Genomic DNA, 6,729 nt, shown 5'->3' with positions numbered 1-6,729 from the left:
GACCTCGCCGTCAACATCACTGGCACCGTCACCTTCGTGGTGCAGGTGGATGCAAGCCTGCCCGCTGGCGTCACGACGATTACCAACACCGTCGCCATCGCCGACGATGGCAGCAATGGTGCCGACCCGACCCCGTCGAATAACGAGGACGACGAGACCACACCCGTCACCGCCGCGCCCGATCTCGTCATCACCAAGACCGACGACGACATCACGGTCGAGCCAGGCGACCTGATCACCTACACGCTGACAGTGACCAATACCGGCAACCAGCAAGCTGCGAACGTCGTCATCACCGAGACCGTGCCCGCCAATACGAGCTTTGTTGCTACGGGGAGTAGTGCGACCTGGATCTGCCCGAACGGTGGGCAGGCTGACAGTAGCTGTACCTTCACCATCGGCAACCTGAATGCAGGGGCCACGCTGACCCGTACCTTCGTGGTGCGCGTCGCGAGCACGCTGCCGGCAGGGGTCACCACGATCACCAATACCGCCAGGATCGGCAGCAGCAATCATACTGGCTCAGACTCGAATATCGAGACAACGCCAGTTGAGGCCGCACCCGATCTCGCCATCACCAAGACCGACAAGGGCATCACAGTGGAGCCGGGTGGTCTGATTACCTACACCCTCCACTACACCAACACCGGCAACCAGGATGCCACCGGCGTCGTGCTTACCGAGACGGTGCCTGCCGATACGAGCTTTGTCAGCACTGGCAGTAGCGCTGGGTGGTCTTGCGCCGATGGCCCTCAGGCCGGCAATACCTGTGTCTATACTCGTGCGACGACGTTGAACGCAGGGGCAAGCGATAACCTCACCTTTGTGGTGCAAATCAACAATCCGTTGCCCGTTGGCGTTGAACAGGTGGTCAATACGGCCCAGATCGCCGATGATGGCACCAATGGCACAACGCCCACACCGACGACGACGATCACCACGCCGGTCACCTTCCCGCCGATCAGTCTGGGCAATCGGGTCTTCTACGATACAAACAATGATGGTCGTGACAACGATGGTGACGGCGTCACCCTCGGCTCGGCCACGGGTGTCCCCAGCGTCACCGTGCAACTCTTCCTCGATGCCAACCGTGACGGGCAACTGACGGACGATGAGCAGACCTGGATCGCCGAGGCAACCACCGACGCCGATGGTTTTTACCTCTTCACTGAGCAGACCCGTCGCAATGGGGTGGTGCTCACCAATACCTTACCGCTCTATCCGGGGCAATACGTGATCGGAATTCCTGCGAGCCAGTTTGCCACCGGTGCCGCCCTTGCAGGCTACCATAGCAGCGGCACGACGATTGATGCGACTGGCACCCTGACCGAGACGACCATCGGGCTTGGCGATCGCCAGGATCGTGGCACGCACCAGCGCACCGGCTTCTATGGTGCGGGCGTGCTGAGTGCGCCAGTTGAGGTTGTGACCGGCCAGGCACCTCGCAATGAGCCTGGAACTTCCGGTTCTGCACCGAATGCAGCACCGATCCTCGATCAAAATAGTGATCTGACACTTGACTTCGGCTTCTACACCGCAAGCCTGGGCGACCAGGTCTGGCTTGACGATGGTCTTGGGGTCGGTGGCATCCTGGCCGACGGCCTGCGCAATGGTGACGAGACCGGCCTCCCCGGTCTTGCCATCGCCCTGCTGCCAGCGAGTGGCGAGACGATCCTGCTGACGACGACCACCGGCGTCAGTGGAACCTACACCTTCACTGGGCTAAGCCAGGGCGACTACCGGGTTCGCATCACGATACCTGAGGGTTATGTCAGTACACGCGACACCGCAGGAACCCTTGACCCGAATAACAACCTCAACGACGACGATAACGGGGTTGGCAGTACACCTGACACCGCCACAAGCAATGCCTTCACGCTCACACCAGGCGGAATCAGCAATACGCTCGTGCTCAGCACAACTGGCAGCACCCACAATGCAACGCTTGACTTTGGCATCGTGCGAGCCTACAGTCTGGGCAACCAGGTCTGGAACGACCGCAATAATAATGGCCTGTTCGACAATGGCGAAACCGGGCTTGAAGGCGTGACCCTGCGGCTCTTCCTGGCTGATGGAACGACCCGTGCCACCCACATTAGCGGCGCACAGGTGGACGATCAGACCACTGATGCCACTGGGAACTACACCTTTACTGACCTCGCCGCCGGGAGCTATCTTGTCCGTGTGCTCAATAGCAACTTCAGTGGCGCGGGTGTACTCGCCGCCACCGCGAGCCTGCCAGCCTTTAGCTCAAGCACGGGCAGCAATGGTAGCGCCACCGGGCCATACGAAGGGGCAGCCACACCCGATCCTGATGATGGCGTTGACAATGACGACAACGGCACAACCGACGCCAACGGCCATGTCAACACTCTGCCAGTCACCATCAGCACGACAAACAACCTGACGCTGGACTTTGGCTTCTATCGACCGGCCAGCCTCGGCGACCTCGTCTGGCTTGACCGTAACGCCGATGGTATCCAGGATCCCAGTGAACCAGGGCTGAGCAACGTCACCGTTGAACTCTCTCAAGCAGGCGATCCAAGCAGCTTCCTGATCAGTACCACCACCGACATCAGTGGAACCTATCTCTTCACTAACCTGGGGGCAGGCGACTACGTGCTGACCTTTGTCCGGCCTGAGGGCTACTACTTCAGTCAGCCAGGTCAGGGTGAGGATGGAGCACGTGATAGCGATGCCGACCAGAATAGCGGCGAGACTGTCATCGTGACGTTGACAGAAGGCCAGACCGACCTAACCTGGGACGCTGGACTCTACCGCGGGGCCAGCATCGGCAACCTGGTCTGGGAAGACACCAACGGCAACGGTGTCCAGAATAACGGCGAGGCTGGCCTGTCCAACGTGCTCGTCACGCTCACCGGGCTCGACAGCCTTGGCGCGACGGTCAGCCTGACCACGACCACCGACGCGAGCGGCATCTACACCTTTACCAACCTGGTGCCCGGTGTCTACACCGTCACCGTCACCGCGCCCGAGGGCTACCTCTTCACGGCCCGCAACCAGGGTGATGAAGAGGCCGACAGCGACGCGGGCAGCGACGGCGTGATGTCCAGCACCATCCTCACCTCGGGTGAGACCGACCTGACCTGGGACGCCGGGCTCTACCGGCCCGCCACGCTTGGGGACCGCGTCTGGCAGGACACCAACAGCGACGGCCTCCAGACCAGCGGCGAACGCGGCTTTGCCGACGTGACCGTCACGCTGGATGGGCGCACCGGCGCCGGCGCGACCGTCACGCTGACCACGACCACCGACGCCAGCGGCATCTACACCTTTACCACGCTGGCCCCGGGGACCTACACCGTCACCGTCACCGCGCCCGACGGCTACGTCTTCACCCAGCGGAACGTCGGTAATGACGCGACACGCGATAGTGATGCCGACAGCACCGGCGTGATGTCCAGCACCATCCTCGCCTCCGGCCAGACCGACCTGACCTGGGACGCCGGGCTCTACCGCGGGGCCGCGCTCGGCGACCGCGTCTGGGACGACCTCAATGCCAACGGCGTGCAGGACGCCGACGAACCCGGCCTGCCCAATGTGACGCTCACGCTCACCGGGGTCGATGGCTTCGGCACGACCGTCAACCTGACCACGACGACCGATGCGAACGGGATCTACACCTTTACCAACCTGGTACCAGGCGTCTATACCGTCACCGCCACCCTGCCCACCGGCTACGAGGTCACGACCGCGAACGTCGGCAACGACGCGACCGATAGTGACGCCGACGCCAGCGGCGTGATGACCGGCATCACGCTCACCTCGGGCCAGACCGACCTGACCTGGGACATCGGCCTCTTCCAGCGCGCCACGCTCGGCGACCGCGTCTGGGACGACCTGGATGCCAACGGGCGGCAGGACGCCGACGAACCCGGCCTGCCCAATGTGACGCTCACGCTCACCGGGGTCGACGGCTTCGGCAGAACGGTCAACCTGACCACGACCACCGACGCCACCGGGATCTACACCTTTACCAATCTGGTGCCCGGGGTCTATACCGTCACCGTGACGACACCCGACGGCTACGTCGTCACCCAACCGACCATCGGCGAGCCGACCGGCGACTCCGACGCTGACGCCAGCGGCGTGATGAGTGGCATCACGCTCACCTCCGGCCAGACCGACCTAACCTGGGACGCCGGACTCTACCGCGGGGCCAGCATCGGCAACCTGGTCTGGGAAGACACCAACGGCGATGGCATTCAGAATAACGGCGAACCCGGCCTACCGGACGTGCTCGTCACGCTCACCGGACTCGACAGCCTTGGCGCGACGGTCAGCCTGACCACGACCACCGACGCCAGCGGCATCTACACCTTTACCAACCTGGTGCCCGGTGTCTACACCGTCACCGTCACCGCGCCCGGCGGCTACCTCTTCACTGCCCGCAACCAGGGTGATGAAGAGGCCGACAGCGACGCGGGCAATGACGGCGTGATGTCCAGCACCATTCTCACCTCGGGTGAGACCGACCTGACCTGGGACGCCGGGCTCTACCGGCCCGCCACGCTCGGCGACCGCGTCTGGCAAGACACCAACAGCGACGGCCTCCAGACCAGCGGCGAACGCGGCTTTGCCGACGTGACCGTCACGCTGGATGGGCGCACCGGCGCCGGCGCGACCGTCACGCTGACCACGACCACCGACGCCAGCGGCATCTACACCTTTACCACGCTGGCCCCGGGGACCTACACCGTCACCGTCACCGCGCCCGACGGCTACGTCTTCACCCAGCGGAACGTCGGCACCGACGCGACGCAGGATAGTGATGCCGACGCCACCGGCGTGATGTCCAGCACCGTCCTCGCCTCGGGTGACGAAGACCTGACCTGGGACGCCGGGCTCTACCAGCGCTCAAGCCTGGGTGATCGGGTATGGGACGACCGCAATGCCAACGGTGTCCAGGACGAGGGTGAGCTCGGCGTCGCCGGTATTACCGTCACGCTCTATGCCGCCGATGGAACAACGGTCATGCGCACCACGACCACTGACAATGACGGTCTCTATCGGTTTGACGAGCTTGAACCAGGTAGCTACATCATTGGCTTTGGTCTACCCGACGGCTTTGTCCGCAGCATCACCGGTGGCACCTCTGATGAAGCGCTTGACAGCGATGCCGATCAAAGCACCGGTCTCACGCGCCTGATCACGCTGCCTACGGCAACCAGCGACCTAACCTGGGACGCCGGTATCTACCAACCGGCCCAACTGGGGGACCGTGTCTGGCTCGACCGCAACGCCAACGGCTTGCAGGATGTAGGTGAAACCGGGCTTGCCAATGTTGTCGTCACCCTGTTTGGGGAGGATGGAACCACCGTCATTCGCACCACAACGACGAATGAGGACGGCATCTATCAATTCACCTATCTTGATCCTGGAACCTATAGCATCGAGTTTACTCCACCTGCCGGCTACGAACTGAGCCAACAAGGGCAAGGGGATGATGCCGCGCAGGATAGCGATGCCGACCCACTGACTGGTCGCACCGAACGTATCACCCTCGAACCTGGTCAGTCTGATCAGCGTTACGACGCCGGTCTCTTCCAGCGGGTCGCCGTTGGTGATCGTGTCTGGGTAGACACCAATAACAACGGCTTGATCGATCTCGACGAGCAAGGGCTAGAAAACATTGAAGTCCTGCTCTACACGGATCGCACCAATGACGGCCTGCCTGACGGCGAAGCAATCGCCCGAACGACGACCGATGCGCAAGGCAACTATCGCTTTGAGCAACTTGTCCCTGGCGATTATCTGGTTGAAATCATCGTCCCCGAAGACTTCACCAGCAGCACAGGGTCGCCTGGTTCCGCGACGGGTCCTTACGAACCGGCACCCAGCCCGAACGACGACCGTGATGACGATGACAATGGAACCCAGGTGAGCGAGACGCTCATCCGTAGTGGTACCATCACCCTGTGGAGCCAGCACGAACCAGGTGAGGCCGTGGATGGCGATGACTACAACGGCAATATGACCCTTGACTTTGGCATCTTCCACCCAGCGTCGCTTGGTCAGGGCATCTGGTATGATACCAACGGCAATGGCTACCGCGACCCAGGTGAAGCTGGCGTCCCCGGTGTGCTCGTTACGCTCTACTATGGCGATGGCACGCCGGTCCTTGGGCCAGATGGCCGCCCAATCACCGTTCTTACTAATGAGAATGGCCTGTATCGCTTCGACTATCTCGTCCCTGGAACCTATCTGGTCGGGTTTACCAACCTGCCTCCGGGCTACACCTTTACCGTACCCGGCGGTGACAGCAATACCGACCCGGTGACAGGTCAAACCATTGCCGTCACGCTCGCACCGGGTGACGTCAACCTGACCCTCTGGGCAGGCATCGTCTCACCGACGGCGATCAATCTGGTACAGTTCACGGCAACACCGGCATTGTCGGGCATAATCCTGAACTGGACAACCGCCGCCGAACAGTCCACCTGGGGCTTCCACATCCTGCGGGGCCTCGACACCAATCCTGCCAACGCCGTGCGCATCACCGAACAAACCATCCTGGCACGCGGCAATCCGCAGATGGGAGCATCCTACAGCTGGACCGACACAACGGCCGTGCCAGGCACCAGCTACAACTACTGGCTGCAGGAAAGTGAACTCGATGGGACACTCAAGACCTACGGCCCGGCAACGGCGAGCATGCCGCTGAGTGAACTGCGCTTCCGTGTCGTCCTACCTTTGATTATGCGGTAG

At 62.2% G+C, this 6,729-nt stretch carries 1 protein-coding gene; it reads left to right on the top strand.

The genetic code is table 11. From position 1 onward, the window contains the following. Positions 1 to 45: 45 nt before the first annotated feature. Positions 46 to 6,729 (top strand): SdrD B-like domain-containing protein, encoded by a 6,684-nt coding sequence (locus tag A9Q02_RS13000; protein WP_216361512.1) that lies wholly within the window; start codon positions 46 to 48, stop codon positions 6,727 to 6,729.

This window comes from Candidatus Chloroploca asiatica (genome assembly GCF_002532075.1).
GTDB classification, from domain to species: domain Bacteria; phylum Chloroflexota; class Chloroflexia; order Chloroflexales; family Chloroflexaceae; genus Chloroploca; species Chloroploca asiatica.
The sequence above is the reverse complement of the archived record's forward strand: the minus strand, read 5'-3'. Positions and strand labels throughout refer to the sequence as shown.